The following is a 25,394-nucleotide window of genomic DNA, read 5'->3' as shown; positions in this document are numbered from 1 at the left end:
GTCAGACCCCGCAGTCGGAACACTCACGCTTCAGCTCGATGACTCAAGACAATGGGCGATCGAATGGCCCAGGTAGCGCCGTCACACGACCATGGCATCGAAGACCCTGCGGCCGCCTGCGATGGTGAGTACGGGAGTCAGCTCGTGCAGCGCGCTGTCCTCAACGGTCAGGAAGTCCTCGTCCAGAACGACGAGGTCGGCGAGCATGCCCGGGCTGATGGAGCCTTTGCGATGCTCGGCGTGTTCCATATAGGCGCCACCAGTGGTCCACAGCCGAATCGCTTGCTCGCGCGTCAGCCGCAGCGCCGACGGCACCTCGGCGAAGGGATGCGGTGCAGCGCCGACGAAGGTGGCGAGACCGCGCCGCCAGTCCGGAAAGGTGACCGGGGCGTCGGAACTGTCAGCCACATGGACCCCGGCGGCCAGCAGCGCGCCAGCGGGAAAGGCGTTCGCCCAACGCCGCTCGCCGATCGCAGGCGCGATTGATGCGCCACTGTGCGACTTCATCAGAGAGCTGGTAATCACTCCGATCCCATGGGCGGCAAGTCTGGGGAAAGACCGCTCCGCCAGCAGCGTGCCATGAATGAGAGCGTGCCGTGCGTCCGGCCAAGGATCGGACTTGATTGCCCGGACGATTCCGTCGATGGCCGCGTCCGCTGCCCGGTCGCCCGTGACGTGGATCTGGGCCTGGAGGCGGTGCTGGTGCACCAGCTCGATGATGTTGAGCAGTTCGGTGTAGCGGGCGGCCTCGTCGTCGCCCTCGGTCACCAGATGCCCCGTGCCGCCACCCGGATACGGTTCATACAGCCATGCTGTGCAGTGGGTGGGTACTCCGTCGGCGAATAGTTTGCAGCCGCCGATGCGTAGCCAGTCGTCGCCCAATCCTGTGGAAATGCCTGCGTATTCGAGTGCGAGCTTGAGCCGCTCATAGGAGGTCGTCGGCGAGGGCCAGTCCCAGTGCAGCAAGGTGTTGACGCGTATCGTCATCCGGTCCTGCCGGTGCAGGGCGGTGTAGTCGCGCAGCAGTTCAGGCCACACGATCGGATCCGTGACACTGGTGATTCCCAGGGAATTGAGGGTGTGCATCGCCGAGGTGATGGCGGCGAGGCGCTGCTGCTGCGTCAGGGGTGGAGCGTGGCGGGTGGCCAGCAGTCCGGCGGACTCAAGCAGCATGCCGGTCGGCTCGCCGGCGTGATCGCGCACGATCTGCCCGCCGGTAGGGTCGGGTGTCTCGGCGGTGATGCCGGCGAGTCTCAGGGCGGCACTGTTGACGAGCACAGCGTGACCGGAGGCATGCTCGAGCAGCGCTGGGTGGTCTCCGGTGGCCTTGTCCAGGTGGGCGCGGTGGGGGGCGACCCCCTTGGCGTACTCGGTGATGGTGGCTTCCCGCCAACCGTGCCCGGTGAGCCACCGGTTGTCGGGCGGCTCGTTCGCGGCGTCGGCGAATGCCTGCTGCAATGTGGCGAGGGAGTCGACGACGGTGAGGTCGAGCGAGAAGGGCGGGCGAGAGGTCCCGAACAGGGCCAGGTGCAGGTGCGCGTCGTTGATGCCGGGGAGCACTGTACGTCCGCGTAGCTCGATCACGTCGGTCTTCGGACCGATCCACGGGCGGATGGTCTCGTCGTCGCCGACGGCGGCGATGCGGCCGTTCGCGACGGCGACTGCCGAGGCGATGGTGAAGTTTTCGTCGACGGTGAGCACCTGGCCGCCGAGAACTACCAGATCCGCAGCTGCGGCCATGGATGATTCCTTTCTGTCCAGTTTCGGGAGCTAGATGGCGGGTTGCGTGAGGCGGGGGGTGTCCGACTGGCCCGACGGCTCAGTCTCGGCAGCCGCCGCTGCCGGGTCCGGGACAACAGCTTGGTGGTCGGGATGCCAGCTGACCGTCACGGTCTCCCCGGGCATGGCGGGTACCGGGGTGCCGGCCAGGCGCATCGCCGTCCCTTGCGTGTTGTCGGCGAAGTGCAGCCCGACCTGATGGTGGTTGCCGACGTACACGATGTTGGTGACGGTGGCCTCGAGCGAGTTGTGCCCGGGAGGAATTGAGCTGCCGTGCGGATGCAGGTCCAGTCGCTCGGGTCGCACCACGACCACGGAGCCCGTTCGGTCGGGGCCGCTGAAAGTGTTGGACTCGCCCAGGAATTGAGCGACGAATAGGGTTGCCGGGTGTTCGTACAGCTCGGCAGGTGTGCCGACCTGCTCGATGCGGCCCTCGTTGAACACCGCGATGCGGTCGGACAGGGTGAGTGCCTCGTGCTGATCGTGGGTGACGAAGATGAAGGTCATCCCGAGCTCACGGTGCATCCTGGCGATCTCACGCTGGAGCTGGTCCCGCAGCCTCTTATCGAGTGCCCCCAGTGGTTCGTCCATGAGTAGTGCCCTGGGCTGGTAGACCACGGCGCGGGCCAGCGCCACCCGCTGCTGCTGACCACCAGAGAGTTGCCGGGGCAGCCGATCCGCACAGTCCCGCAGGTGCACCAGCTCCAGTGCCTCGTCGACCTTCGCGGCGATGTCCTTCTTCGCCATTCCGCGCTGCTGTAGGGGATAGGCGATGTTCTTGGCAACGCTCATGTGCGGGAACAGGGCATACTGCTGGAACACCACACCGAGGTTGCGCTTGTGCGGCTTCAAGGGCGAGATGTCCTGGCCGTCGACGCAGATCGAACCCGTGGTGAGTGAGGTGATTCCTGCGATCATCGACAGCATGGTGGTCTTGCCCGAGCCAGAGGGGCCGAGGAACGTCATGAACTCACCCGGTGCGATCGTCAGGGACACGTTGTCGACCGCCGGACGCTGCAATCCCCCGAACACCTTGGTGACACTGCTGATAGTGATCCCGTGACCAGATTTGTTCATGGTTCAGCTCCGTTGGGACCGGCGAGGTGCTCGGCGGACGAGAAGGGGTACGAGCAGGACGACGGTGGTGGCCACCATGATCAGGCTGGAGGCCGCCCCGATGGTGGGGTCGATCTCCGCGGTGATCGAGTCGTACATCTGCACCGGCATGGTGCGGATATCGGGCGTCTGAAGGAACAGCGCGATCACCACTTCGTCCAGGGAGGTGACGAACGCGAACACGAGCCCGGAGCCGATCCCTGGCAGGACCTGTGGCAGGGTCACCCTGAGGAACGTGGTCACCCAGCCGGCGCCGAGGCTCGCCGAGGCGGTCTCCATGGTCCGGTCGTATCCTGCGAGGCTGGTCTGCATCGAGGTGACGACGAACGGCACCGCGAGCACCGTGTGCGCGAGCACGAAGCCGAGCAGTGTTCCGTTGAGTTGCCACCGCAGGAACACCCCGTAGATCGCGATCGCGACCACGATTCCGGGTACGATCATCGGAGCCATCATCGCCGAGCGCACCGCACCCCGGGCGCGCCAGCGAGTCCGATCGAGGCCGAACGCTGCCGCGACGCCCAGAACGGTGGCGATGACCGCGACCATCAGGCCGACCTGAACCGATGTCAGCAGAGAGTCCGTCCACTTCGGTGAGGAGAAGAACTCCTCATACCAGCGCCATGACCACTTGTGCGGCGGGAACTGGAAGGTTTCGCTTGCGCTGAAGCTCATCGGAATGACCACCAGCGTTGGTGCGAGGAGCACAGCCGCGACCACGGCTACCCAGACCCGCAGACCCCAGCCGAGACGTTTATCGCTCAAGGATTGGCTAGGCACCGTCCACCACCTTGCTCAGCCCCGCCGTAGGGCGACTGATCCTCGACACCGCGAACAGCAGGACCAGCGTCACCACCAGCAGCACGGTCCCCAGCGCACCGCCGCCGGGGAAGTCCAGCAGGCTACTGACCCGCGTCTGGATCACCTGCGAGATCAGGGATTCCTGCGGGGAACCGAGCAGCGCGGGAGTGACGAAGAACCCGAGCGTCATGATGAAGACCAGCGAGCACCCGGACACCACACCGGGCAGGGAAAGGGGCAGGTACACCGTGCGCAGGGCCCGGTACGGCGATGCGCCCAGGCTCACCGCGGCATCCAGCAGTCGCCGGTCGATGGAACTCATCGAGCTGTACAGCGGCAGTACCATAAACGGCAGCATCACCTGCACCATCGCCACGGTCACCCCGGTCACCGTGCCCAACAGCACCACACCGTCGAAGCCGATCGCGGAGAAGAGCCGTTCGATCACGCCGTCGCGCTGCTCGAGCAGGTACCACGCGTAGTTGCGGGCCATCACACTGGTCCAGAACGGCAACAGCACGAGCAGCATGAGCACACCCCGTGCGCGTGGCGCGACCTTCGTCATGGCGTAGGCAAAGGGGTAGGCAATGAACAGCGTGCAGGTGCTGACGACTAGCGCGGTGCGCAGCGTGCGGAGCAGGACGGTCGTCGAGACTCCGTCATTCAGCAGTGCGAGGTAGTGCCCGACCCCGTAGCTCGGTTGCGTAAAGCTCTGCCACACGATGGCGGCCAGTGGGTAGAAGAAGAAGACCACAAGCACCGCGGTGGCCGGCAGCAGGAACCAGCCGGCAAGGGTGCGCCGGCGCGAAGGACGGGCCGCCTTGTCGGCAGTCGCTGAAGTAAACGCTGCAGTCATGACCCGCTCAGCCCGTCATCCACTTGGTCCAGGCGTTTACCACGGTGGCGCGGTTCTCTGACCACCACTGACCGTCGATGACCACCTGGGTGTTCTTGTGCGCTTCGCCGAAGACATCGACCTGCCGCTGCAGCTTGTTGAGTGCGGGCCTGGCCGCGGTGTTGGCCGGTCCGGCGCCGGCGAGTGCGGCGAACTTCGCGGACTGCTTTGGCTGTGAGGCGAACTTGATGAGCTCCTGCGCCCGCTTCTTGTGCGGACTTCCCTTCGGGATGGTCAACACATCCCAGGTCACCGGGACGCGGTCCCAGACCGGCTTCCACGAGGTGCCGCCGGCGGCCAGAGCCGAATACGCCCTCGCGCTGACCACGAGCGCCATGTCGGCCTGGTTGCCGACCATGGACTGCTGCTGTTGACCGTAGGTCTGGGCCAAGGTGAGATCCGGCTTGATCCGGTCGTAGACGCCGAGCGCCCGGTGGACGTCCAGCGGGTACAGGTCCTTGGGCGCGACACCGTCAGCCAGTAGCCCTGCCTCCAGGGTCCCGACCCCAGGATCACCGCTGTAGATCAGCCGCTTTCCGGGGAATGCCTTGGCGTCGAAAAAGTCGGCCAGACGCGTCGGCGGATGGGCGCCGTAGGTTTTCTCGTTGTACATGAGAATCAGGCCGAACATCGCGTCTGGAACACCGCATTCGGACAGCGTGCCCGGCGGGAAGTCGTTGGCGAGCTCTCCCATGTCGATCTTTTCGAAGAGCGTGCCGCAGTTCTCGCGCGCGGTGAACGCGTCAGTATCCATCACGTCCCAAGTGACCTTGCCCGACTTCACCATCGCCTTCAGCTTCGCGTTGTCGGACGGGCCGTCGATGACGATCTTCGTGCCGGTCCGTGCCTCGAACGGTTTCAGCCAAGCCTGCTGCTGGCCGTCCTGATAGGCGCCCTTGCCATAGGAGACGAAGACGAGAGAGTCCTTGCCCCCGCCACCGCCACCCACACCGCAAGCCGCGGTGACTGAGAGGACGAGGCTGACCACTGCAGCCATCCTGATTCTGTTCCGACGCACTGCTACCTCCGGAGAGCTGGGATTCGCCGAGTTCGTGGAGTCATGCCGCGGCCTTGACGTGGCTGATCAGGACCTGCGCGAGCGTGTCGATCTGCTGCTCGGTGATCACGAGTGGGGGGGACAGGACGATGCTGGGACCGGAGGCCCGGACGACCACACCGTCGGCACGTGCCCCGGCCTGAACAGACGAGCTGTCCCGGTCCAGCTCAATGCCGAGCATCATGCCCACCCCTCGCACCTCGATGACGTGGTCGAGCTCCTCCAGCGGCTTCAAGGCTTCCAGCAGCCTCTGCCCGACGCCCTTGGCACGATCGAGGAGGCCCTCGCGTTCCAAGATCTCGATGTTGGCAAGAGCCACCGCTGCGCCCACTGGATGTCCGTTGTAGGTGAAGCCATGCAGGAACAGCGCGCCGTCGGCGAGTTCCAGCACGCGCCGGCTGACAAGGACGGCCCCCATCGGGACGTAGCCGCTGGACAGGCCCTTGGCAGTGACGATCAGATCGGGCTCAATACCGAAGCGCTCGCAGGCGAACCAGTGGCCGGTCCGGCCGAACGCGGTGACGATCTCATCGGCGATCAGCAGGATGCCGTGCTTGCGCAGCACCTCCTGTACGCGCGCCCAGTAGCCTTCGGGCGGCGGGACCATACCGCCGACGCCGAGCACCGGCTCGCCGATGAACGCGGCGATCCGCTGAGGGCCGATCTGGGCGATGCGCTCTTCGAGTTCGGCGATGAGGATATCGGTGGCGTTCTCACCGTGGGTGAGCCCGTGCGGCTTGCCGAGGAATTCCACGCCGGGCAGAAGCGGGCCGTATCCCTCGCGGAGCTTGTCGATGCCGGTCGCGGCGAGCGAGCCGCCGCCCATGCCGTGGTAGCCGGCGGTACGGGCGAGGATGATGGTCCGCTCCGGTGCGCCGGAGTTGTAGTGGGCGAGGCGAGCGAGCTTGATAGCACTCTCAGTGCCCTCGGAACCGCCGTTGGTGAAGAAGACCCGCTCGATTCCGGTCGGTGCGAGCTGCAGCAGCCGCTCGGCGAGCAGGATCGACGGCGTGTTGGAGTAGTCGCCGAAGGAGGAGTAGAACTCCAGCTTGGCGATCTGATCGGCCGCGACATTGGCGAGTTCTCGACGGCCGTGGCCGACCGGGCACTGCCACAGCCCGCAGGTGCCGTCGATGTACTCGTTGCCGTCGATGTCCCAGAGCAAGGCGCCTTCACCACGCTCGAAGATCAGAGGCTCGGCGGGCCGGCCGATGGTGGTGTGCGGGTGGATGAGGGAGCGGGTGTCTGTCTCGGAGAGGGTAAGTGCAGTTGTCATGTGGAAGACCCCTCGGGTGGTGGTGGGAGCGGTCACAGCTTGAAGGCGACCGACTTGGTCTCCAGATATGCCTCGATGCCCTCGCTGCCGCCTTCGCGTTCCTGGCCGCTGTTCTTCATGCCGCCGAAGGGCAGCTCGGGGCGGACCGGGGCCGGCTCGTTCACGCCGATGATCCCGAAGTCCAGGTTTTCGACGGTCTGCCAGATGCGGCGGAAGTCGGAGGCATAGGCGTACGCGGCCAGGCCGTAGTCGGTACTGTTGGCACGCTCGATAACCTCGTCGGCAGTGTCGAAGACATAGACCGGCAGGACCGGGCCGAAGGTCTCCTCGGTACTGATCTGCATGGTGTCGTCGACGCCGGTGAGGATGGTCGGTTCGTAGAAGGCGCCCTTGAGCGAGGCATCGTCCGGGGTCCAGCGTCGGCCGCCGGTAACGGCCTTGGCGCCGCGGGAGAGCGCGTCCTGGACATGGCGGTCGACCTTGTCCAGGCTCGGCTGGTCGATGAGCGCACCGGTGGTGGTGCCGGGCGTCGTGCCGTGCCCGAGCTTGAGGGCAGCGACCTTCCCCAGCAGCAGCGCGAGGAACTCGTCGTGGACATCGCGGTGGACATACAGGCGGTTGATCGCGGTGCAGCTCTGGCCCGCGTTGCTGAACTTTCCGGCGGCGACACCGGACGCGGCGGCTTCCAGGTCGGCGTCGGCGAAGACGATGGCCGGCGAGTGGCCCCCCATCTCCAGGGAGATTCGGCGCAGCTGGTCACCGGTGGAGCGGACGAGGCCGAGGCCGACCTCGGTAGAGCCGGTGAAACTGATCTTGCGCAGCCGCCTGTCGGCCAGCAGCGCGCCGACCACCTCGGCCGGACGGGAGCTGGTGATCTGCTGCAGTACACCGGCGGGCAGGCCGGTCTCCTGGAGGATCCGGACCAGCGCGGTGGCGATCAGCGGGGTCTGCTCGGCGGGCTTGGCGATGATCGGCGCGCCAGCGGCTATCGCGAGGCCGAGCTTTCGTACAAGCATGCTGGCTGGGAAGTTCCACGGCGTGATGGCGAGGGCCGGGCCGACCGGGGACTTCAGGACGAAGCCGGGGCCGTTCGCGGACGGCGGGGTGACCCTGCCGTAGGTGCGGCGGCCCTCCTCGGCGGCCCAGTCGAGCATGCGGGCGCTGGCCAGCGTCTCGCCCTTGGCCTCGACAAGCGGCTTGCCGTTCTCTCGACTGAGCAGGTCGGCCAGTTCGTCCACGCGGTTGCGGATCTGCGTGGCGGCTGCCCTGAGGTGTGCGGCGCGCTCCTCGGCGGCCACGGTCCGCCAGGTTCGGAAGGCCCTGACGGCCGCGTCAAGCGCCTGCCGGGCCTCGTTCGGCCCGGCGTCGGCCGCCTGGCCGATGACCTCCAAGGTGGCGGGGTCGACGACGTTGAAGCTGGTATCGGCCGAGCGCCACGTGCCGTCGATCAGTAGCGTCTCGCAGCTGGTTGGTACTGCCTTCTGAGTCACAAAACACTCCAAGGGTGCATGTCGTACGCTGACGACCCCCGTATTGGCTGAGAGTCTCCGGCTCTGTGTTGTTAAAGTCAACACCCGGGTTTATCTCGGTTACGATGACCCGATCCAGCATGGGGACACAACGAGTAGGTGCGATGAACGGACGACGTGCAACCTCAGGCGGAGCCGCCGGCCCGGGGAGGCGGACACCTTTGATCATCACCGAGATCCTCTCGTACCGGCTGCACAGCGTGGCCAACGCGATATCGCGCAGCGCGGCACTCCGCTACAAACGCGAGTTTGACGTGAGCCTGGGCGAGTGGCGGACGATCGCACTGCTCGGAGCGGAGGCTCCGCTGACGCTCAACCGCCTGGCCCGCCGTGCCGCGCTGGACAAGGCGCAGATGAGCCGCATGGTGGCCAAGCTGGTCGAGCGCGGGCTTGTGCAACGGGAGAGCGGAGTGGCCCGCACCACTCAACTGTCCCTGACCCGGCGCGGAGCGTCGGCCTACCAGGGACTGATCGAGGCGGCCAACGAGCGCAACGACGCCTTCCTGGCCTGCCTCACCCCGCAGGAGCAGGAGGTGCTCGACTCGGCACTGACCAAGCTGGCGGTGATCGCCCGCGCCCTGGAGGGTGCAGAGGAGCGCTGACCTCCCGCGCAAACGCCCCGCCCGCACACCGCGGGCGGGGCGCATTTTTCGCACCTTATGTCATATTTTATTGCGGGTTCATCGCCGGGGGACTGTGTTGACTTTATCAACAGCGGGCGGTACTTCTGTACGTGATTGAACCAGGAGGTGAGACGCATGGCCGAGCAGGTCACGATTTGCGAGTGCTTCGCCCGCGACGGGCTCCAGCACGAAGACGTCTTCGTGCCGACTGAAACCAAGCTGACTCTGCTGGACGCCTTCGCGGCGGCCGGATTCCGCCGCATCGAGGCGACCAGCTACAGCAGACCTGAGCACGTTCCGGCGTTCCGTGACGCCAGCGAGGTGCTGGCCGGTCTGCGCCGGCGCGACGGCGTGGCGTTCAAGGCGACCTGCCCCAACCCGCGCGCCGTTCAACGGGCGATCGACGACCTGGGCGCAGGGCGCGGCCCGGAGGAGATCAGCCTGCTGGTCTCGGCGACCGAGTCGCACACTGAGCGCAATCTGCGGACCACCCGCGCGAAGCAGTGGCGCCGCGTCGCCGAGATGGTGCGTCTCGCCGCCGGACGCTTCCGGCTGGTCGGGGTCATCTCGATGGCCTTCGGGTGCCCCTTCGAAGGCGCAGTGGACCCCGGAGTCGTCGTCGACGACGTGGCCCGCTTCGCCGAACTGGGCGTCGACCTGATCACTCTCGGCGACACCACCGGTCTGGCCACCCCGGTCAACACGGCGGCCCTCTTCCGCCGCCTGACGGCGGCCACCCCGGGTGTCCCGCTGGTCGCCCACATGCACAACACGCGCGGATCGGCCCTGGCCAACTGCGTGGCCGCACTGGACGCCGGCTGCCGCCACTTCGACAGCTCCTTCGGGGGGGTCGGCGGCCATCCGAAGCAGATTCAATACGGGCAGGGGCTCACTGGCAATGTCGCGACCGAGGATCTTGTGAACTTGCTGGACGCGATGGGATTCGACACCGGTCTCGATCTGGACAAGGTCATGATCGCGTCCCGCCTGTGCGAGCGGGCCCTCGACCGCCCGCTGCACAGCATGGTCGCCCGCGCCGGATTCGGTCTCCGGCAGCCCAAGGAGGTGTTCCAGAATGCCTGATCCCGTACTGCTCAGCGAGGACCAAGGTGCCGTACGCATCCTGCGGCTGAACCGCCCGGCCAAACTCAACGCGCTCGACACGGCGCTCACCAGAGCCCTGTACGAAGCCCTGCAGGCCGCCGATGAGGACGGCTCAGTACGGGCCGTGGTGCTGGCCGGCGAAGGCCGCGCCTTCTGTGCCGGGGCCGATTTGTCAGAGTTCCCCGACCTGACCCTGGAGAACCAGAGGGCCGTCGTCCAGCGCGCCGAACTGACCACTCGCACCCAGATGCTGCTGCAGCAGCTGCGCAAGCCGATCGTCTCAGTCGTGCAGGGCGCGGCCGTCGGTGGCGGGGCCGGGCTGGCCATTGGCTGCGACATGATGGTGGCCGCCGACGATCTGAAGTTCGGCTACCCGGAACTGAAGCATTCCATCGTCCCGGCCGTGGTGATGACCAGCCTGCAGCGGCATATCGGCCGTAAGCTCGCCTTCGAGATGATCAGCACTGGCCGGCTTCTGAATGCGGCCGAGGCCGCCGAAGCAGGGATGGCCAACCGGGTGGCCGACCCGAAGGTGGCACTCGACGTCGGCCTGGAGATCGCCACCGCTTGGGCGGCGGTCAGCCCGTGGGCCATGGCGGCCACCAAGGACCTCTTCTACCGGGTGGCTGACCTACCCTTCGAAGAAGCGATGCGGACCGGCCGCGACATCAACACGATCATGCGCGGATTCCGGGGGTGACCATGCAGCCACTGTCGGGTGTCACCGTCCTGGACTTCTCTCGGGTCCTCGCCGGGCCCATGGCCACGCAGATCCTCGCAGAGCTCGGCGCTGAGGTGATCAAGGTCGAGCGGCCGTCCATGGGGGACGAGTCCCGCTGCTTCGAGCCACGACTGCCGCACGGCGAGAGTGCCTACTTCTTCGCCTTCAACCGCGGCAAGCGCTCGGTCACCCTCAACCTGAAGGACCCGCGTGGCCAAGAGATCGCCCGCGGCCTGGCCCGCAAGGCCGACATCGTCGTGGAGAACTTCCTGCCCGGCACGATGGATAAGATGGGGCTCGGTTACGAGGACCTCGCGCTGGAGAATCCGGGCCTGGTCTACGTTTCCAACACGGGTTTCGGGCAGACCGGCCCCTACAGCGCCCGCAAGGGCTACGACACCATTTTCCAGGCACTGTCCGGCATCATGTGGCTCACCGGCCACCCCGACGGCCCGCCCGCCAAGGCCGGCGTTCCCGTCTGCGACCTGACATCCGGCCTGTGGATCGTTATCGCCGCACTGACTGGCCTGGCGGGGCGTGGCACGGACGGACGGGGCTGCCACCTGGACCTGGCGATGATGGACGTGCAGACCAGCCTGCTGGCACTTGCCGCCGCGCGACTGTTCGCCCTCGACGAGGACCCGGTACGCAGCGGCACCGAGCACCCCGGACGGGTGCCGTCCGCCGCGTTCCAAAGCGCCGACGGCGGCTGGCTACACATCAGCGCCGGCGACCAGCACTGGCTCCCGCTCTGCCGGGTCCTGGGCCTGGAGGAGCTGTCCGCCGACGAGGCGCTGCGCAGCAACGCAGGACGGCTGGCCGGACGGGCCCGTGTGATGGAGGCCCTGCGCGAAGCCATCGCGGGCCGCGAACACGGCCCGCTGGTCGAGGCACTGCGCGCGGCCGAGGTCCCGGTCGGCAAGATGAACACTGTCCGAGAGGTCTTCGACGACCCGCACATGCTCGCACGGGGAGTGGTCGGCAGTTTCGATCACCCCACCGAGGGTGTCTTCCCGGCGCTACGGACCCCGCTGCGGGTCAGCAACGCCGGGAGTCCGGAGATCTCGACACCGCCGCTGCTCGGCGCGGACACCGAGAGCATCCTCAAAGAAAATCTCGGCCTGGGTGAGGCGGAGATCGCGGAACTGCGCACCACAGGGGTGATCTAGCAATGTCAGGGGAACCACCGGTCCTGGTTCACCGGGCGCACGGCATCGCACGGGTCGTGCTCAACCGCCCGGATGTCCGCAACGCGCTCAATCTTCCCATGTGCCTTGCCCTGCGCGCGGCATTCGAGGACCTGGACGCTGACGCAGAGGTACGCGTGGTACTGCTCACCGGGAACGGGCCGGCCTTCTGCGCCGGGGCCGACCTCAAAGAGCGCAAGGGCCGGGACGAGACCTGGGTCCGCCACCGCCGACTCGCCTCCTTCGCCGCGTACGAAGCCGTTGAGCGCTGCAGCAAGCCTGTCGTCGCCCTCGTCCACGGCCCCGTGATCGGCTCGGGCGGCGAGATCGCGATGTCCTGCGACTTCATCGTCGCCGCCGACACCACTACGTTCCGATTCCCCGAACCCCACTGGGGCACGGTGGGCGCGACCCAGCGCCTGCAGCGGGTGATCGGCAAGCGGCGGGCCAAAGAGCTGCTGTTCACCAATCGGGTGATGCCAGTCCCGGAAGCTGAAGGACAGGGCCTGGTGGCCCGTATCGTGCCGGCCGAGGACCTGGCCGCGCACGGCGAGGAGATCGCCGCGACTATCGCCAAGGCCTCGCCGCTGGCTCTCGCACTGACCAAGCAGGCTGTCGACCTCGGCGAGGGAACGGACCTCTCGCGCGGCACGCGCATCGAGATGGCCGCGATCGAACGATGCCTGGCCGACGGCGACTGGCGCACCGGTATCGAGAAGTTCGGACAGGCCAATACGCAGGAGCGGATATGGAACTGAGTGGCCTGTGCCCCCTGACCACCTGCGACGCCCTGCGACGCGCTGCGACGCTCGCCCCGGATGTCGAGGCCGTCGTCGCCGCCGACGGACGCGTCACCTACGCGGAGCTGGCACGCGAGGTCGCCTCAGTGCGCGCCGCCCTCGCAGCAGTCGGCGTCCGCCCTGGCGACCACATCGGCATCTGCCTGGGCAACAGCACCCAGTGGGTCTCGCTCTTCCTGGCGATCGGTTCCCTCGGCGCAGTCGCTGTACCGGTCAACACCCGCTTCCGCAGCGAGGAAATGGCGTACGCATTGCGCCAGTCCAGGGTCAGGCTGCTGTTCATCGCGGACCGCTTCCTGAAGATCGACTTCATGAAGATGCTGCGCGATGTCTGCCCGGGCATCGACACCACGCTGCCGGACCCGGCCCTGCCGGATTTGGAGTCCGTCGTGGTGATCGGTGACGACGTGCCCGCCGCGACGCGGTCCTGGAAGGACTTCACAGCGGCCGCCGCGGGCCCGGTCGAGCCGTCCTGTTCGCCGGACGACGTGCTCTTGATCCAGTACACCTCGGGCACCACCTCCTACCCGAAGGGCGTCCTGCTGACCCATCGCAGCATGTGCGCCAACGCGTTCTTCTCGGGCGCCCGCATGGGGTTGAGGTCCGGCGACAGGTTTCACAGCATCCGGCCCTTCTTCCACGTGGCCGGCACGACGCTGTCCATCCTGGCCGCCGTCCAGCATGCCACCACGCTGGTGACGATGGAGCGGTTCGACCCCGGCAAGGCGCTGCGACAGATGGAGGAGGAGCGCTGCACCCACTTCTCCGGCAACGACACGATCGCCCTCATGCTGCTCAACCATCCCGACCGGGCCGCCCGCCGGCTGGCGCTGCGCGGCGCGTGGCTGGCGGCCTCGCCGACGATCGTTCGCCGGGTCATCGACGAGTTGGGCGCGCGCGAGTGCGTCACCGGCTACGGGCTGTCCGAGGCATCGCCGAATGTCGCCCAATCGGCCTGGTGGGAACCGGAGCACATACGGGTCAGCGCGCGAATGCGCCCCCAGCCCGGCACCGAGGTTCGCATTCGAGATGGCGAGATCCTGGTACGCGGCTGGAACGTGATGCGCGGTTACTTCGACCGGCCGGAGGAGACCGCACAGACGCTGACCACCGACGGCTGGCTGGCTACCGGCGACCTCGGCCGCCTCGGCGAGGACGGCCGCCTGGAGTTCGTCGGCCGAGCCAAGGAGCTCATCCGAGTCGGCGGCGAGAACGTGGCCCCCGCCGAGGTCGAGGACATCCTGCACCGGCATCCGGACATCCGGCAGTCGGCGGTCGTCGGCGTGCCGGACGGCCGGCTCGGGGAGGTCCCCTTCGCCTTCGTCATCCTCAACGACGGCTGCTCGGCCGACCCGGACGAGCTGCTGGCCTGGAGCCGCGACCACATGGCCGGATTCAAGGCGCCCCGCTACCTGGTCGTCGTCCAGGACTTCGAGAAGATCGGCATGACCGCGAGTTCAAAGGTCCAAAAGAAACAGCTCGCCGCCCACGCCGCGGAACTGCTGAGGTCGGAGAGTCCCCGATGAGGATCGAAACCGCCGTCACCCGGCTGCTCGGCATCGAACTGCCAATCGTCCAGGCCGGGATGTCCTGGGCCGCCTCCGCCCCGGAGCTACCGCTCGCGGTCGCACGTGCAGGCGGCCTCGGAGTCATCGCGGCCGGCCCCATGCGGCTGCCAGACCTGGAACGCACGATCGACACCGTTCGAGCCGGGACTGACGCCCCGTTCGCCGTCAACCTGCCCTTGTACCGCAAGGGAGCGGACGGGGTCATCGACCTGCTGCTGGCCAAGCGCATACCCATACTCATTGCCTCTCAGGGCGGCCCCAAGCGTTACCTGGAGCGCTTCCGCGACGCCGGAACCATCTGCCTGCACGTGGTGGCCGCCGAGGAGCACGCCGCCAAGGCGGCTGCCGCCGGGGTGGACGGCCTGATCGTGGTCGGTGGCGAAGCGGGCGGGCATCCGCCCGCCTCGATGGTTTCCACCCTGGTTATGCTGCGCGCCGTCGTACGGGCTGTGCCCGCGATACCGGTCATCGCCTCCGGCGGCTTCGCCGACGGCCAGGGCCTGGCGGCCGCCCTCGCGCTCGGCGCAGGGGCAGCGCAGTTCGGCACCCGGTTCATGGCCAGTACCGAGGCGAATCTGCACCCGGCGTACAAGGACCTTGTGCTGGGCGCTGGTGTCGAGGACACCCGAACCGTAGGGCGAGAGCTAGGGATGATCCGCGCGCTGGCCAATGACTTCACCGAGCGGATGGCCGCATTGGAGAACACCGGCGCCGACCTCGACCAGCGGCGGACGCAGTTCACCACGTCCACTCTGAAGATGGCCGCCTTCGACGGAGATGTCGCGGATGGCAAGGTCGAAGCCGGCCAGTCGGTTGGCCTGATCGACGAGATCCTGCCCGCTCGCGAGATCATCCACAAAATCGCCAACGAATACCTCGCAACCCTTGCCGCACTGCCTCGTGCCAAGGGCCAAGTCCGTGTGGTTATGGACTGATCGTTTCAGCCTGGCCCGTGGCCTTCATGGTCAGCGGGTCAGCCGCAAGGTGAGTGGAAGGCGGGTCGAACGGCTCCGGCACGGCCCCTGCACCTCACAGGGAGCCGCGTATGCGGCCTGATGCCCCAGGTCGCTTCGCCTGCCCGATAGCGATCACCTGGTACCGGCAACGACAGCGCAGGTCATCAGTCTGTCCGCTTTCCCGGTGGCGCACGGAGCCGTTGATGATCAGCACGGTGTGTTGGGACCAGGCTCGGTGGCAGTTGTTGCAGACTGCTTTGCTCCAGCCCTCCATCGCGTCACCTCGCCTTCTGCGATGTCCAGGTGCGCCGCAGAACTCGCAGACGGTTGAGGATTGCGCCCAGATTTTCCTTCAAGTCGTCCACCTCATAGCCCGGGTCAATGGCCAGGAGCTGCTCATGCAGCCGCAGGAGCAGCGGATGCCAGTCAGGCCCGACCGTGCGCAGCCGGTCCGGCAGCTGTTCCGTCCGAGGATGGTCCAGGTGCCCAGAGCCTTCCAGATCCGGACTCGGTTCATCTGGGGGTGGGATTTCCATCCGGGTGGTGGTCGACCCACGACAGGCCGCCCATGTCCAGACGTCGGCGGAGGGAAGCCCCGTTCGCCGCGCTGAAGCACAACCGCGACCGCGCCGTGCTGGCTGGGTGCCGTTGACCTGCAATGCCGGTGAGTTAGAGCATCGGTGCAGGTCAGGTGGGATGTTTGGTGACTTTGAGCGTGTTGCTGACGTTGCTGGGAGTGCGGGGCTGGTCCCGTTTTTTTCTGACCTCGAAGGCGTTCTTGGGCGGCTTCTTGATGGGATCCGCCAGGCCAGGTGGGCGCCGGTGGCGCGGGCCGGGCCCCACAGCTCGTATCCGCAGAAGTTGCGGTCGGCCGGCAGCAGCATGTCCGGTCGCAGGGAGGCCAGCAGCCGGCGCGCGAGCCTGTGCTCGCCCGCTCTGGTTGACACTTCCCCTGCCGGTGAAGCCGAACTCGGCCGCGTTCGCCGGTGTCTCGGGGACGTCCAGCGCGGTGCCGTCCCAGGCGGCCAGCCGCAGCCCGAAGGCGAACGCCCCCGGAGTGAGGGCCGTGGCCGGCGTGCCGCACCGCCGCTCGAACAGCGCCTGCAGCGGTTTGTCGCCCAGCCGCTGCGGCGCGGGTCAACGCCGAGCTGGTGGGCAGCTTCTGCGTCAACGTGCGCAGAACCGACCGGTATCCCGGTGGCCCGGCACTATCGGAACTGCTGAACAGGCACAACGCGAGGACGAAGTAGACCACCGCCCGGGCCGGCAGCAACCGTCGGCGACGCTCGCCGCAGCCGGTCAACTCCACGACCTCGTCCACCAGCTCAGGACGGATCTCCTCGGTCAACACGCCGAGCCGAATGCGCTCGCCAAGTCGCTTCTCCCGTGGTGCCACCTGCCCGTTCAACGGGACCGACCCGCTCTCAGCGATGGCAGACGGCATGCGGACGATGGCACGCTGAGCACCCAACGGAGTTCCCTCGTGGACAGTCGGATCTTGGTCGATCTTCTGTCCACCGGGAACTCCGTTGCCCTGTCCCGGCTCCCGCCGACACATCACCAGAAGTGAGCTAACTCACCGGCATTGCTCCCACCAGCTCGGATGGGCTTTTTGGTAAGCGCAGCGCCGGACTATCTGATGTGTTCCCCTGCGGGTCCAGCGAGGTGCGATTGGTCGTTCGGAACAGTACTCAGAGAGTCCAGGAGCTGGCGGGTGACGGCCCACGCTACGGAATCTGGGTCGACCACCGTGAAGTGGTCGCCGTCAAGGGCCACAAGGTTCGCCCGGGCCCCTTGGCCGCGAGCTTGTTGCACGTAGCTAAGAGATTGGGCGACCGGCACCTCATGGTCGCCCCAGCCGTGGATGCACCACACAGGAACGGGCAGCGGGATTTGCTGGTACGGGTCCGTCTCAACATTGATCGGCACATCGGGTCCCCCGACATAGTTGTCTACGGCGCCGTTGCCAAGCGCGGCTCGTCGGGCCGCAACAAGGTCCATTACGGCGGCTTGCGCAATGACCGCGGTGACTGACACCTTGCTGGTCGACCAGCGCTGGTAGCGCTGCCGTCCAGCGGCGAACGTCGCGAGGTGTCCGCCGGCGGAGTGCCCGATGGTGACCACCGTGGACAAATCCAGGTTCTCAAGGACGGCAAGGTGGTCAATCCCAGCCGACACGTCGTCCAGGGTCGTGAGATGTCCTCCGCCGTTGCCGACTCGTCGATACTCGAGGTTCCATGCAGCCCAGCCGTGCTCGGCAAGATCGCGGGCCAGCGGCCGGCCGAGTAGGGCCGTGTACTTTGCCCTCCAGAATCCACCGTGGATGACTACGGCCACGCCCCGCGGACGTCCCACAGGCCGGTAGAGCTCGCCGTACTGCGCGGGATCCGTGCCGTAGGCGTGCCGCTCGGGCGGCCAGGATTCGAGTGCTGCGCCCTCACCGTCCTGGCCGGCTGAGGAGGTTTTCATTCGTTCTCCGCTGTGTGCTGAAAGGGCCGTATGACGTAGGGCCTCCCGAGAAGTCGCCGGCAGGACAGGAGACGGCGCCGGGGGTCTCACGGAGGGATCCGGGTCGCGGGCAGGGGGTGCGACCTGGTGTGGTGACCAGATGCCGGAGGATTCAACCGCTGCTGTGCGCTCGGCGGACCAGCGCACCGGCGCGATTTCTCGGTTGTCCTCAGCCGAGGCCGGTCCGGATCGTCCACAGCTCTGGGAAGAATCGGTGCTCTGTGATGCCTCGTAGCCACCCAACTCCTGCCGAGCCGCCTGATCCCGGTTTCAGCCCGAGGATGCGCTGCACTCCGATGAAGTGGTTCCACCGGTATTGGGTGAACGCCGTGGCAACGGTGATGAGCGCCTCGCCGAGCAGGTACAGATCGTCGTCGATGTCAGCCTGCTGGTAGATCTCGCGCCAGGCGCGCCGGACTTCCGGCCGCTCCTCGTAGGGAGCGGCATAGTCCTGGTCGTAGCCGTCGGAGTCGGTGAGGTGACCTCGGCGCTTGAGCAGCTCGGTCACCTCGTCCCACAAGCTCGGTCCGTTCAGCGCCGCTTCGAGGGCCGGCCAGACGTCGGGGTTGTTCTCGTGGGCGCGAGCAAGTGTCGCGTTCTTGTTGCCGAGGATGAGCTCGACGTGGCGATACATGTACGACTGCTGGCCGGACGAGATCCCGAGGTGGTCACGGAACTCGCTGAATCCGTGCGGTGTGATGGTGGACAGGACCTGCCAGGTGTCGCGGATCTGCTCGATCAGCAGGGTGACGCGCGGCAGGCGGACGAGCGCGGCGCGTACGTCGTCGTTGCGCACCGAATGGACCACGTTCGCGAGCTCAAAGTGCGTGGCTTTCAGCAGGAGTTCGGTGACCTGGGTTTCGACGATGAAGGTCATCTCGTCTGCGCCGTCGCTGCGCATGTGCTGAAGGCTCAGCAGCACATCGTTTCGGTGGTAGTCGACGTAGGGGTTGCTCGTGCCCTCGAAGCTGGTGATCGGCTCACCCGATGTGTGCGCGACCATCTCTTTGCGGGAGGACTTGTCTGCCGTCGGGATGTCGCGGAGCAGCGACAGCTCGAGGGCTTCGGAACGGATTTGTGGCGTGATGTGGGTGCGGTGCATGAGGTACTTCCAGGTCAGAGTGTGTCGGCAACCTGCGTTACTGCAGCTTGGGCGTGACGGCTGGCGACCGGTTCGATCCGGCCCAGAGCCATCGGAGCTTTGCTGGTGGCCGCCCTCAGGCGTTGGAGGGCAGCGCGCTGTCTGCGTATGTGCCGGACAGGAGGTGGCCGGCGCCCGGGGCCACGGCGCGCAGGTCGAGGGAGCGCAGTATCTGGTGTGCGGTGCAGACGGCGGAGGAGACCACGGGGCGACCCAGGAGTTGTTCGGCCTCCTCTATGGCGCTGAGGGAGGGCATCTGTACGCAGGCGGACAGGACGACGGCGTCGGCCTGGGTGTAGTCCAGGCGCCTGGCGATGCCGGGCAGCAGCTTCGGGTCGTGCGCGGCGACGTCGAGGTTGTCCGGGATTTCCAGGGCCTCGTAGTCGATGTTCGGAGGCGCGGTGGTAGCCGAGGCCCATACTCATGATCGCCACGAGGCAGGCGTAGCTGAGGACGTCCACATGGGCGTCGGAAAGTTCCACGGCGCAGCGGTCGGAGTCGGTGTCCATCGCCTTTAGCTGTTCAGGGGTGACGTGGGTCATCCGCATCCGGCTGGAGTGGAAGGTGAAGCGTTCCGGTTCGATGGTTTGGCGGGCCCGCAGGATCGCGGGGATTTCTGTCTCCATGGTGACGTTGGAGCTGGGAACGATCTGCCCGACGCGGTAGGTGTGGCTCATTGGGTGGCCCCTTCGAGCAGCGTCGCGCTGTCGGCGGGGCTGTTGGCGTCTGCGACTGGGTTGGCCAGTGTGCCGATGGATTGGATCGTGGCCTCGACCAGGTCGCCGGGCCGGAGGAACTGCGGCGGGGTGAGGCCGGCCCCGACGCCGTCAGGGGAGCCGGTCGCGATCACGTCGCCCGGCTCGAGTGTCACGCCGGAAGTGATGTCGGCGATGAGCTGCGGGATGGGGAAGAGCATGTATCGGGTGTTGGAGTTCTGCTTGAGCGCGCCGTTCACCCGCAGGGACAGCTCCAGTTCCATGGGCTGGGTGATTTCGTCCCGGGTGACGAGGACCGGGCCGAAGGGGGCGTAGCTGTCCTGGCCCTTCGAGAAGAACCACTGGCCGGATCGGCGCTGGTCACGGGCGCTGATGTCGTTGACGACGCTGTAGCCGAAGATGTAGTCCCAGGCATCGTCCTCGGCTATGTTGCGGGCGGTGCGGCCGATGACGACGGCGAGTTCGCATTCCCAGTCGAGCTGGGACGTGAGACGGCTGTCGTGCAGGATAGGGCTGCCCGGCCCGGTGACGGCGGTGCTGGGCTTGCTGAACAGGACCGGCCGCGGCGGAAGGTCGCTGTCTGTGTCGAGGCTGCGGCTGGACTCCTCCACGTGCTTGCGGTAGTTGAGGCCGACACCGATGATCTTGCCGGGGCGGAAGGGCGCGTGCAGGGTCACGTCCGCGTGGGCCCGGGTGTAGCGCTGAAGCGTCTGGGGGGTGTGCGCCGCGAGCAGGGCTGTGACGGCGGCAGTGCCCGATGTGCCCGAGCGGATCAGGTCAAGGAGGCTGCCGGGCAGGCTGACGCCTTCCGCCGCCGACAGCGTGGTGAGGTCAATGATCTGGTCGCCGATTTCGGCGCCGAGCCGGGGTGCGGAGTGGGGTTCGGAGAAGGTGAGAAAACGCATCGGTGCTCCAGTGTCAGGCAAACCGGGATCAGGAGGGCTGGACCGACGGCTGCCGGCCGTCGTTGTCCGTGTATGCCTCTTCGCGGTGGAAGGCGAGAGCGCGCATCACGGGAAAGTCGTTGAAGGAGAACAGGACGGCGTCGTCGGAGGCGGCCATGTTGGCGTGCTGGTGCCATGACCAGGACGGCACGCAGAAGATGTCGCCTTCCGCCCAGTCGTAGCGGCATCCGTCGATGACTGAGTAGCCATGCCCCTTGGCGACGGTGTAGATGACCGAGCCGGTGTGGCGGTGGGCCCGAGTGGGCTGGTCCGGGCGCAGGAGCTGGATGTGCGCGCTCATCGTCGGCATCACCGAGCCGCCGGTGAGCGGATTGGTGTACTCCATGATCACGCCGTCGTACGGTGAGCCTTCGCTTGCTTTGGCAAGGTTCAGGAGGGACTCGTAGGTCGGCTCCCAGGGGTATGCGAAGAGCGGGGAGTACGGCTTGGTCCAGCCTTCGGTCCCGTAGGGAAGCAGATGGGCGCCGTAGGTGAGCAGCGAGGAGTTGACGGTCCTGCCGGGCGCCTGGTGCAGGTTGGGATGGACCTCGTAGAAGGGCGCGTCGAGCGCGTTGACCAGGGGGATATCCAGGCCATCCTGCCAGATGCACGGGGTGTCGGGCGACTCGTTGCCGTGCTCATGCCATGTGCCATTGGGGGTGATGGCGAAGTCGCGAGGTCCGACCTCGAGTTTCTGCCCGTCGACGATGGTCCAGGCGCCCGTCCCTTCGAGCACGAAGCGGAGTGCCGCCGCCTGGTGTCGGTGTGCGGTCATGGCCTCACCGGGCCCCATGATCTGCAGCCCGGTGTACAGCAGTCCTACGGCGGCACTGATGTCTCGCCGGCCCGGGTTGGTGAGCATGACAACCCGGCGTCCGGCATCGTCGGCGTCCACCAGGGGCAGCGCCTTGTGGACGAGAGGCCGCAGCTTGGCGTAGGACCAGTGGGTCGGCACGGACCGCGGCTGCGGGTACCACGGCTCGATGTCGTTGGCGACGGTCCACAGTGCACCGGCCTCCAGTTCCTCGAGCTCCTTGTAGTAGGCGGCGAGTTCGGGGGTCTCGGTGACGCGTGCGCGTCCGATCTGGGCGTCGTCGTACGAGGTGGTCATACATCGTCCCCCTGAGACGGTGTGGGGCGGGAAGGGAACTCCGCGGCGAAGGAGACGGGCGGCTGTGGGCGGTTGTCGACGTGGAGGCGGAAGATGTCGAACCGGTTGTAGTGCCCGGTGATGTCATGCATCTGCTTGGGCTGGATGCAGCGCGCAAGGTCGATCTCGCCGTAGACGATGCCCTCGTCGTCGACGAGCGGCTCGCTTACCGGCCGGCCGTCGGGTCCGAAGATCCCCGACAGTGCACTGCGGGGGCGGGCGAACAGCTTGCGTGTCTCCTCGTCATCGCCCGCAACGGTCTCCACGATCTCCGGCGAGAGCGCCGAACAGGATACGACGGAGAACACCTTGCCCTCAAAGCTGTGGGCTGCCGTACGCACCGCGATGGCCTCGGCCATGTCGTAGTCGGCGGGCGCCACCGGAAGGGCGATGTAATTGGCCGCGTGGATCAGCTCTCCCTGGGCGAGCAGCGCGAAGCGGGCCAGGGTATTGGTGTTCTCGCCGCAGGCCAGCGCCCCGAGGGGGCCGATGGGGGTGGAGTGGACGCGCAGGGTGCTGGCGTCGCCGCCGGTCCAGGTGAGTTTCTCGGCCCAGGTGGGGACGAGCTTGCGGTGCACACCCAGAAGGTCGCCCTCGGGGCCGATGACGACGAGCGAGTTGTACAGCGTGCCGAGGCTGTGGCCCCCGCGCTCGTTGACGCCGATGACGAGCACGACGCCGTGGGTGCGGGCGGCGTCCCGCAGCGTGTCCACCTCGGGGCCGGGGATGTCGACGGCGGACTGGTAGAGCCGCTCATACCAGGTTGATCCCTGTACCGGAGTCATCGTCCAGTTCCAGTACGGGTAACCGGGCACGAACACTTCAGGGAAGACGACGAGCGAGGCGCCATTGCGCGCGGCTTCGGCGATCAGCCCGACCGCCTTGTCGACGGTCGCGGCGGTGTCGAGGAAGGCCGGGGCCGCCTGTACCGCGGCGGCGGTGAAGCGGGCCGGGTTACGGACGTCGATAAGCGGTCCGTTGGGAGGGTGAGAGGCAGGTGCCATGCCGTCAATCTAGGAACGGCAGCCACCTTCCTCTATCGTCTCAGCGCGGCTCGACATCGGATGCGTGCAGCCCGCTTCACGCCCTACTGTGGCGTGTCGTTGACCGCTTGGGCCAGCGTGGCGGATGGGATCTCACCGAATCGCTGGCGGTACGCCGCCGAGAACTCTCCCAGATGTCCGAAACCCCAGCGGAACGCAATCTCGGTCACCGTCACCGAGCCGGCATCGGCCGCCAGCAGTTCGTGCCGCACACGCTCCAACCGCATCCGGCGGACCAGCGCCATCGGCGACACTTCACGGTGCTGCTTGAAGCCGGCATAGAGACTGCGGGTCCCGACCCGCGCGTGATCGGCGATGTCGGTGACAGTGATCGGTTCCGCGAGATGTGTGTGGATGTACTCCTCGGCCCTGCGCACATACAGCGGCGCAGCGGCCTCGGCGGGAGGCTCGGCGGCGGTGCTGGGCTGTGCCTCCAACAGCGACGCGGCCAGCAGGTGCTCCAGGTAGACACCCATCCGGGGCGAATGTCGTACCTGAGTAAGGAAGTCCTCGCTGCTCAGCAGGGCCTGCGCCGCTGCGGCCCACACCGCCCACTGGGCGGAGCCGGTGTTGAAGGCGAGTCTGAACTGCAGGGGCTCGTCGTCAGGTCCTCCGGCCCGGGCATCCCGGACGCGTTCCATGACGCGCCGGTCGATGCGCACGATCAGCTGGTCGTAGTCACCGTCCATGGTGATACGGAAGGGCTGGTCAGGGCTGAGCACGGTGGCGGTCCTCGGGGTCGCCGTGGTGGTTTCGCGTCCGTGCTGGTAGATCGCGTTCCCCGTCAGAGGCAGACTGACCAGATAACAGATACGCAGCGGCTCGGAGTCGACGACGACGCGGCGGCCATAGCGGAGACGGACCGCCGAGACCTTGCCGATGCTCACCTGCTGCAGCAGACAAGACGTCTCGAAGGCGTCCACAGAGCGCAGGCTGTGCGGGCGGAGCACCTGGCCCACCCCCGTCACGATCTCGTCCTGGTCTCTGGAGCGCAGCACGGTGTGGCGGCGCCAGTCGATTCCGGCGGCCAGTGAACGTCCGATGGTGTGCATGATGTCTCCCAGGTTTCTTCTCTTCGAGAAGAGTAGGAACCTGTACCGATGGGGGGAACATATTCGTGAAACAATTCCTCTATGCGGAACAATGACACGGGGGCCCACGGCCTGACATCGGTGGACAATGCGCTGCAGATCCTCCTGATGTTCCAGGAGACCTCCGAGGTGAGAGTGGCAGACGTGGCCCGTCGGCTGGGCGTGGCGCGCTCCACGGCTCACCGTTTGCTGACAACGCTCTGCGGACGCGGACTCGCCGTGCAAGATGGGCGCACGCGCGCCTATCACCCGGGCAAGGCGCTGGTCGACCTTGCCCACGCTCTGACGCGCAGCCCGGACCTGGCCAGCCTCTTGCGGCCCCAACTGGTGAAGTTGTGCGCGAAGCTGGGCGAGACGACCAGCGCCCAGGTCTTCCAGGGGCCGGATGTGGTGTTCGTCGACGGGATCGAGGCCGAACGGGCACTCAAAGGAGGCCTGCGCACAGGCGCCAGAATGCCGGCGTACGCCGTGTCGGGCGGCAAGGCATATCTGGCGGAACTGACGCCTGGGGAGCTGCGTTCACTCTACCCTCGCGGTCTGGTGAAGCTCACCGGCCAGACACCGGGTGATTTCGAAGCGCTGGAGCAGGAACTGGCGCAGGTGAGGGCCCGAGGGTACGCGGTCAATCTGGAGGGCAGTGAAACGGGTCTGCACGCGGTGGGCGTTGCCGTGCATGACCTCGCGGGAAGGGCGATCGCCGCGCTGGCCGTGTCGGCACCGGCTCACCGGCTGGGGCCGGAGCGCAGGCAGGAAGCGGGCGAGGCACTGATGGAAGCGGCTCGCGCGGTGGAGGCAGAGCTCGGCTCGCCACGGTGATGGCCGTGCCACCCGCCGTGAGCCCGGGCCGGTCACCGGCCCACAGACGCCTTCGTGCTGTGGTGGCCCGGAGGACGATGTCCGGGCCACGAGGGCAGAGGGCCTAACCGGAATGGGAGCGGGACGCCGACCGTACGCGGGCCAGCACACGATGGGCGCCGGCGAGGAGCAGGAGGGCAGGGAAACCGACGTAGCAGGCCAAGCGCATGTCGGACACGTGGATGCCGGTCGCGCAGATCGACAGGAGTGCGGCGATGCCCAGCAGCGGAGTGATCTTGCCCCCCGGCAGACGCAGTGTGGACGGTGGCCTCTGACCGTCCCTGCGGAAGGCGAGCAGGGTACACAGGATGATGATCCAGACCGCGATCACCCCGAAGGTGCCGAGCGCGAGGAGAAGTGAGAACAGACGGTTTCCGCGCGCCGCGGCCAGTGCGGTGACAGCCAGGACACCGAGCGCGGAGACAACGACTGCCCTCCGTGGCACGCCGCGGCCGGTCGTCACCGCCAGCGCACGGGAGGCGTAGCCGTCGCTGCCGAGGGAGTGCAGCATCCGGCCGCTGGCGTACAAGTTGGCAT

Annotated in this window: 23 protein-coding genes and 2 pseudogenes; 8 read left to right on the top strand and 17 right to left on the bottom strand. The window is 67.1% G+C overall.

Features of this window, described 5'->3' with window-relative positions; genetic code table 11:
• Nucleotides 1–81 precede the first annotated feature (81 nt).
• The 7 genes from JK364_RS00120 to JK364_RS00090 form a co-directional block, all read right to left on the bottom strand.
• Nucleotides 82–1,740: an amidohydrolase gene (locus tag JK364_RS00120; protein ID WP_201846235.1), complete on the bottom strand. Its 1,659-nt coding sequence runs from the start codon at nt 1,738–1,740 to the stop codon at nt 82–84.
• 30 nt (nt 1,741–1,770) lie between these two features.
• On the bottom strand, nt 1,771–2,856 hold the full coding sequence (locus tag JK364_RS00115; RefSeq protein WP_201846234.1) for an ABC transporter ATP-binding protein: 1,086 nt from the start codon (nt 2,854–2,856) through the stop codon (nt 1,771–1,773).
• A gap of 3 nt (nt 2,857–2,859) precedes the next feature.
• Nucleotides 2,860–3,612: an ABC transporter permease gene (locus JK364_RS00110; protein WP_201846232.1), complete on the bottom strand. Its 753-nt coding sequence runs from the start codon at nt 3,610–3,612 to the stop codon at nt 2,860–2,862.
• Between the two features lie 52 nt (nt 3,613–3,664).
• The gene (locus tag JK364_RS00105) at nt 3,665–4,549 is read right to left on the bottom strand and encodes an ABC transporter permease (RefSeq protein WP_201846230.1); all 885 of its coding nucleotides are present in this window, start codon (nt 4,547–4,549) and stop codon (nt 3,665–3,667) included.
• A 7-nt stretch (nt 4,550–4,556) separates the two neighbouring features.
• Nucleotides 4,557–5,576, bottom strand: a complete 1,020-nt coding sequence (locus JK364_RS00100) for an extracellular solute-binding protein (protein ID WP_443732256.1) — start codon at nt 5,574–5,576, stop codon at nt 4,557–4,559.
• Nucleotides 5,577–5,646: 70 nt separating this feature from the next.
• Complete coding sequence (locus JK364_RS00095) at nt 5,647–6,921, bottom strand: aminotransferase family protein (RefSeq protein ID WP_201846226.1); 1,275 nt, start codon at nt 6,919–6,921, stop codon at nt 5,647–5,649.
• Between the two features lie 32 nt (nt 6,922–6,953).
• Entirely contained in the window at nt 6,954–8,411 is a 1,458-nt protein-coding gene (locus JK364_RS00090) for an NAD-dependent succinate-semialdehyde dehydrogenase (RefSeq protein ID WP_201846224.1), read from the bottom strand.
• 200 nt (nt 8,412–8,611) lie between these two features.
• Here JK364_RS00090 and JK364_RS00085 point away from each other — a divergent pair, with 200 nt between their 5' ends.
• The 7 genes from JK364_RS00085 (at nt 8,612) to JK364_RS00055 (ending at nt 15,388) form a co-directional block, all read left to right on the top strand.
• The gene (locus JK364_RS00085) at nt 8,612–9,052 is read left to right on the top strand and encodes a MarR family winged helix-turn-helix transcriptional regulator (RefSeq protein ID WP_230991232.1); all 441 of its coding nucleotides are present in this window, start codon (nt 8,612–8,614) and stop codon (nt 9,050–9,052) included.
• Nucleotides 9,053–9,208: 156 nt separating this feature from the next.
• Nucleotides 9,209–10,156, top strand: coding sequence for a hydroxymethylglutaryl-CoA lyase (locus tag JK364_RS00080; protein WP_201846220.1), 948 nt, complete (start codon nt 9,209–9,211; stop codon nt 10,154–10,156).
• Nucleotides 10,149–10,877 carry an enoyl-CoA hydratase/isomerase family protein gene (locus JK364_RS00075; protein WP_201846218.1) on the top strand — a complete coding sequence of 243 codons (729 nt, stop codon included), beginning with the start codon at nt 10,149–10,151 and terminating at the stop codon, nt 10,875–10,877. Before JK364_RS00080 ends, JK364_RS00075 begins: the two co-directional genes overlap by 8 nt.
• A 2-nt stretch (nt 10,878–10,879) precedes the next feature.
• Nucleotides 10,880–12,067, top strand: a complete 1,188-nt coding sequence (locus JK364_RS00070) for a CaiB/BaiF CoA transferase family protein (protein ID WP_201848760.1) — start codon at nt 10,880–10,882, stop codon at nt 12,065–12,067.
• A gap of 2 nt (nt 12,068–12,069) precedes the next feature.
• Entirely contained in the window at nt 12,070–12,843 is a 774-nt protein-coding gene (locus JK364_RS00065) for an enoyl-CoA hydratase/isomerase family protein (protein WP_201846216.1), read from the top strand.
• Nucleotides 12,834–14,411: an AMP-binding protein gene (locus JK364_RS00060; protein WP_201846214.1), complete on the top strand. Its 1,578-nt coding sequence runs from the start codon at nt 12,834–12,836 to the stop codon at nt 14,409–14,411. Before JK364_RS00065 ends, JK364_RS00060 begins: the two co-directional genes overlap by 10 nt.
• Nucleotides 14,408–15,388 (top strand): NAD(P)H-dependent flavin oxidoreductase, encoded by a 981-nt coding sequence (locus JK364_RS00055; protein WP_201846212.1) that lies wholly within the window; start codon nt 14,408–14,410, stop codon nt 15,386–15,388. The genes JK364_RS00060 and JK364_RS00055 overlap by 4 nt, the downstream gene beginning before the upstream one ends.
• A gap of 299 nt (nt 15,389–15,687) precedes the next feature.
• Here JK364_RS00055 and JK364_RS54920 read toward each other — a convergent pair whose 3' ends face one another.
• From JK364_RS54920 to JK364_RS00015, 9 genes and pseudogenes are all read right to left on the bottom strand, one after another.
• On the bottom strand, nt 15,688–15,945 hold the full coding sequence (locus JK364_RS54920) for a hypothetical protein (protein WP_230991231.1): 258 nt from the start codon (nt 15,943–15,945) through the stop codon (nt 15,688–15,690).
• Between the two features lie 563 nt (nt 15,946–16,508).
• Nucleotides 16,509–16,853 (bottom strand): annotated as a pseudogene (locus JK364_RS57965) (transposase domain-containing protein); the annotation flags it as partial.
• Between the two features lie 188 nt (nt 16,854–17,041).
• The gene (locus tag JK364_RS00045; RefSeq protein WP_230991230.1) at nt 17,042–17,878 is read right to left on the bottom strand and encodes an alpha/beta hydrolase family protein; all 837 of its coding nucleotides are present in this window, start codon (nt 17,876–17,878) and stop codon (nt 17,042–17,044) included.
• A 208-nt stretch (nt 17,879–18,086) separates the two neighbouring features.
• Nucleotides 18,087–19,019 carry a tryptophan 2,3-dioxygenase gene (locus JK364_RS00040; protein WP_201846204.1) on the bottom strand — a complete coding sequence of 311 codons (933 nt, stop codon included), beginning with the start codon at nt 19,017–19,019 and terminating at the stop codon, nt 18,087–18,089.
• Nucleotides 19,020–19,134: 115 nt separating this feature from the next.
• Nucleotides 19,135–19,735 (bottom strand): annotated as a pseudogene (locus JK364_RS58570) (maleate cis-trans isomerase family protein).
• Complete coding sequence (locus JK364_RS00030; protein WP_201846202.1) at nt 19,732–20,679, bottom strand: fumarylacetoacetate hydrolase family protein; 948 nt, start codon at nt 20,677–20,679, stop codon at nt 19,732–19,734. The pseudogene JK364_RS58570 and the gene JK364_RS00030 overlap by 4 nt, the downstream one beginning before the upstream one ends.
• 28 nt (nt 20,680–20,707) lie before the next feature.
• Nucleotides 20,708–21,829, bottom strand: coding sequence for a cupin domain-containing protein (locus JK364_RS00025; RefSeq protein ID WP_201846194.1), 1,122 nt, complete (start codon nt 21,827–21,829; stop codon nt 20,708–20,710).
• Nucleotides 21,826–22,872 (bottom strand): carbon-nitrogen hydrolase family protein, encoded by a 1,047-nt coding sequence (locus JK364_RS00020; RefSeq protein WP_201846192.1) that lies wholly within the window; start codon nt 22,870–22,872, stop codon nt 21,826–21,828. Before JK364_RS00020 ends, JK364_RS00025 begins: the two co-directional genes overlap by 4 nt.
• A gap of 83 nt (nt 22,873–22,955) precedes the next feature.
• Nucleotides 22,956–23,963 carry an AraC family transcriptional regulator gene (locus JK364_RS00015; protein WP_201846189.1) on the bottom strand — a complete coding sequence of 336 codons (1,008 nt, stop codon included), beginning with the start codon at nt 23,961–23,963 and terminating at the stop codon, nt 22,956–22,958.
• Between the two features lie 81 nt (nt 23,964–24,044).
• On the opposite strand from JK364_RS00015, the gene JK364_RS00010 reads away from it, so the two are divergent.
• On the top strand, nt 24,045–24,818 hold the full coding sequence (locus tag JK364_RS00010; RefSeq protein ID WP_201846187.1) for an IclR family transcriptional regulator: 774 nt from the start codon (nt 24,045–24,047) through the stop codon (nt 24,816–24,818).
• Between the two features lie 103 nt (nt 24,819–24,921).
• Here the strand turns inward: JK364_RS00010 and JK364_RS00005 are convergent.
• A partial coding sequence (locus JK364_RS00005) for an amino acid permease (RefSeq protein WP_201846185.1) occupies nt 24,922–25,394 on the bottom strand: 473 nt, incomplete at its 5' end.

The sequence above is a fragment of the Streptomyces endocoffeicus genome (genome assembly GCF_016741935.1).
GTDB classification, from domain to species: Bacteria; Actinomycetota; Actinomycetes; order Streptomycetales; family Streptomycetaceae; genus Streptomyces; species Streptomyces endocoffeicus.
Note: the sequence above shows the minus strand (reverse complement) of the source record. Positions and strands in the feature narration are given on the sequence as shown.

Coding starts and splice junctions, on each gene's coding strand:
- JK364_RS00120 (WP_201846235.1), bottom strand. CDS start 1,740: ATGGCCGCAGCTGCGGATCTGGTAGTTCTCGGCGGCCAGGTGCTCACC.
- JK364_RS00115 (WP_201846234.1), bottom strand. CDS start 2,856: ATGAACAAATCTGGTCACGGGATCACTATCAGCAGTGTCACCAAGGTG.
- JK364_RS00105 (WP_201846230.1), bottom strand. CDS start 4,549: ATGACTGCAGCGTTTACTTCAGCGACTGCCGACAAGGCGGCCCGTCCT.
- JK364_RS00095 (WP_201846226.1), bottom strand. CDS start 6,921: ATGACAACTGCACTTACCCTCTCCGAGACAGACACCCGCTCCCTCATC.
- JK364_RS00080 (WP_201846220.1), top strand. CDS start 9,209: ATGGCCGAGCAGGTCACGATTTGCGAGTGCTTCGCCCGCGACGGGCTC.
- JK364_RS00075 (WP_201846218.1), top strand. CDS start 10,149: ATGCCTGATCCCGTACTGCTCAGCGAGGACCAAGGTGCCGTACGCATC.
- JK364_RS00070 (WP_201848760.1), top strand. CDS start 10,880: ATGCAGCCACTGTCGGGTGTCACCGTCCTGGACTTCTCTCGGGTCCTC.
- JK364_RS00065 (WP_201846216.1), top strand. CDS start 12,070: ATGTCAGGGGAACCACCGGTCCTGGTTCACCGGGCGCACGGCATCGCA.
- JK364_RS00060 (WP_201846214.1), top strand. CDS start 12,834: ATGGAACTGAGTGGCCTGTGCCCCCTGACCACCTGCGACGCCCTGCGA.
- JK364_RS00055 (WP_201846212.1), top strand. CDS start 14,408: ATGAGGATCGAAACCGCCGTCACCCGGCTGCTCGGCATCGAACTGCCA.
- JK364_RS54920 (WP_230991231.1), bottom strand. CDS start 15,945: ATGGAAATCCCACCCCCAGATGAACCGAGTCCGGATCTGGAAGGCTCT.
- JK364_RS00045 (WP_230991230.1), bottom strand. CDS start 17,878: ATGAAAACCTCCTCAGCCGGCCAGGACGGTGAGGGCGCAGCACTCGAA.
- JK364_RS00040 (WP_201846204.1), bottom strand. CDS start 19,019: ATGCACCGCACCCACATCACGCCACAAATCCGTTCCGAAGCCCTCGAG.
- JK364_RS00030 (WP_201846202.1), bottom strand. CDS start 20,679: ATGCGTTTTCTCACCTTCTCCGAACCCCACTCCGCACCCCGGCTCGGC.
- JK364_RS00025 (WP_201846194.1), bottom strand. CDS start 21,829: ATGACCACCTCGTACGACGACGCCCAGATCGGACGCGCACGCGTCACC.
- JK364_RS00020 (WP_201846192.1), bottom strand. CDS start 22,872: ATGGCACCTGCCTCTCACCCTCCCAACGGACCGCTTATCGACGTCCGT.
- JK364_RS00015 (WP_201846189.1), bottom strand. CDS start 23,963: ATGCACACCATCGGACGTTCACTGGCCGCCGGAATCGACTGGCGCCGC.
- JK364_RS00010 (WP_201846187.1), top strand. CDS start 24,045: ATGCGGAACAATGACACGGGGGCCCACGGCCTGACATCGGTGGACAAT.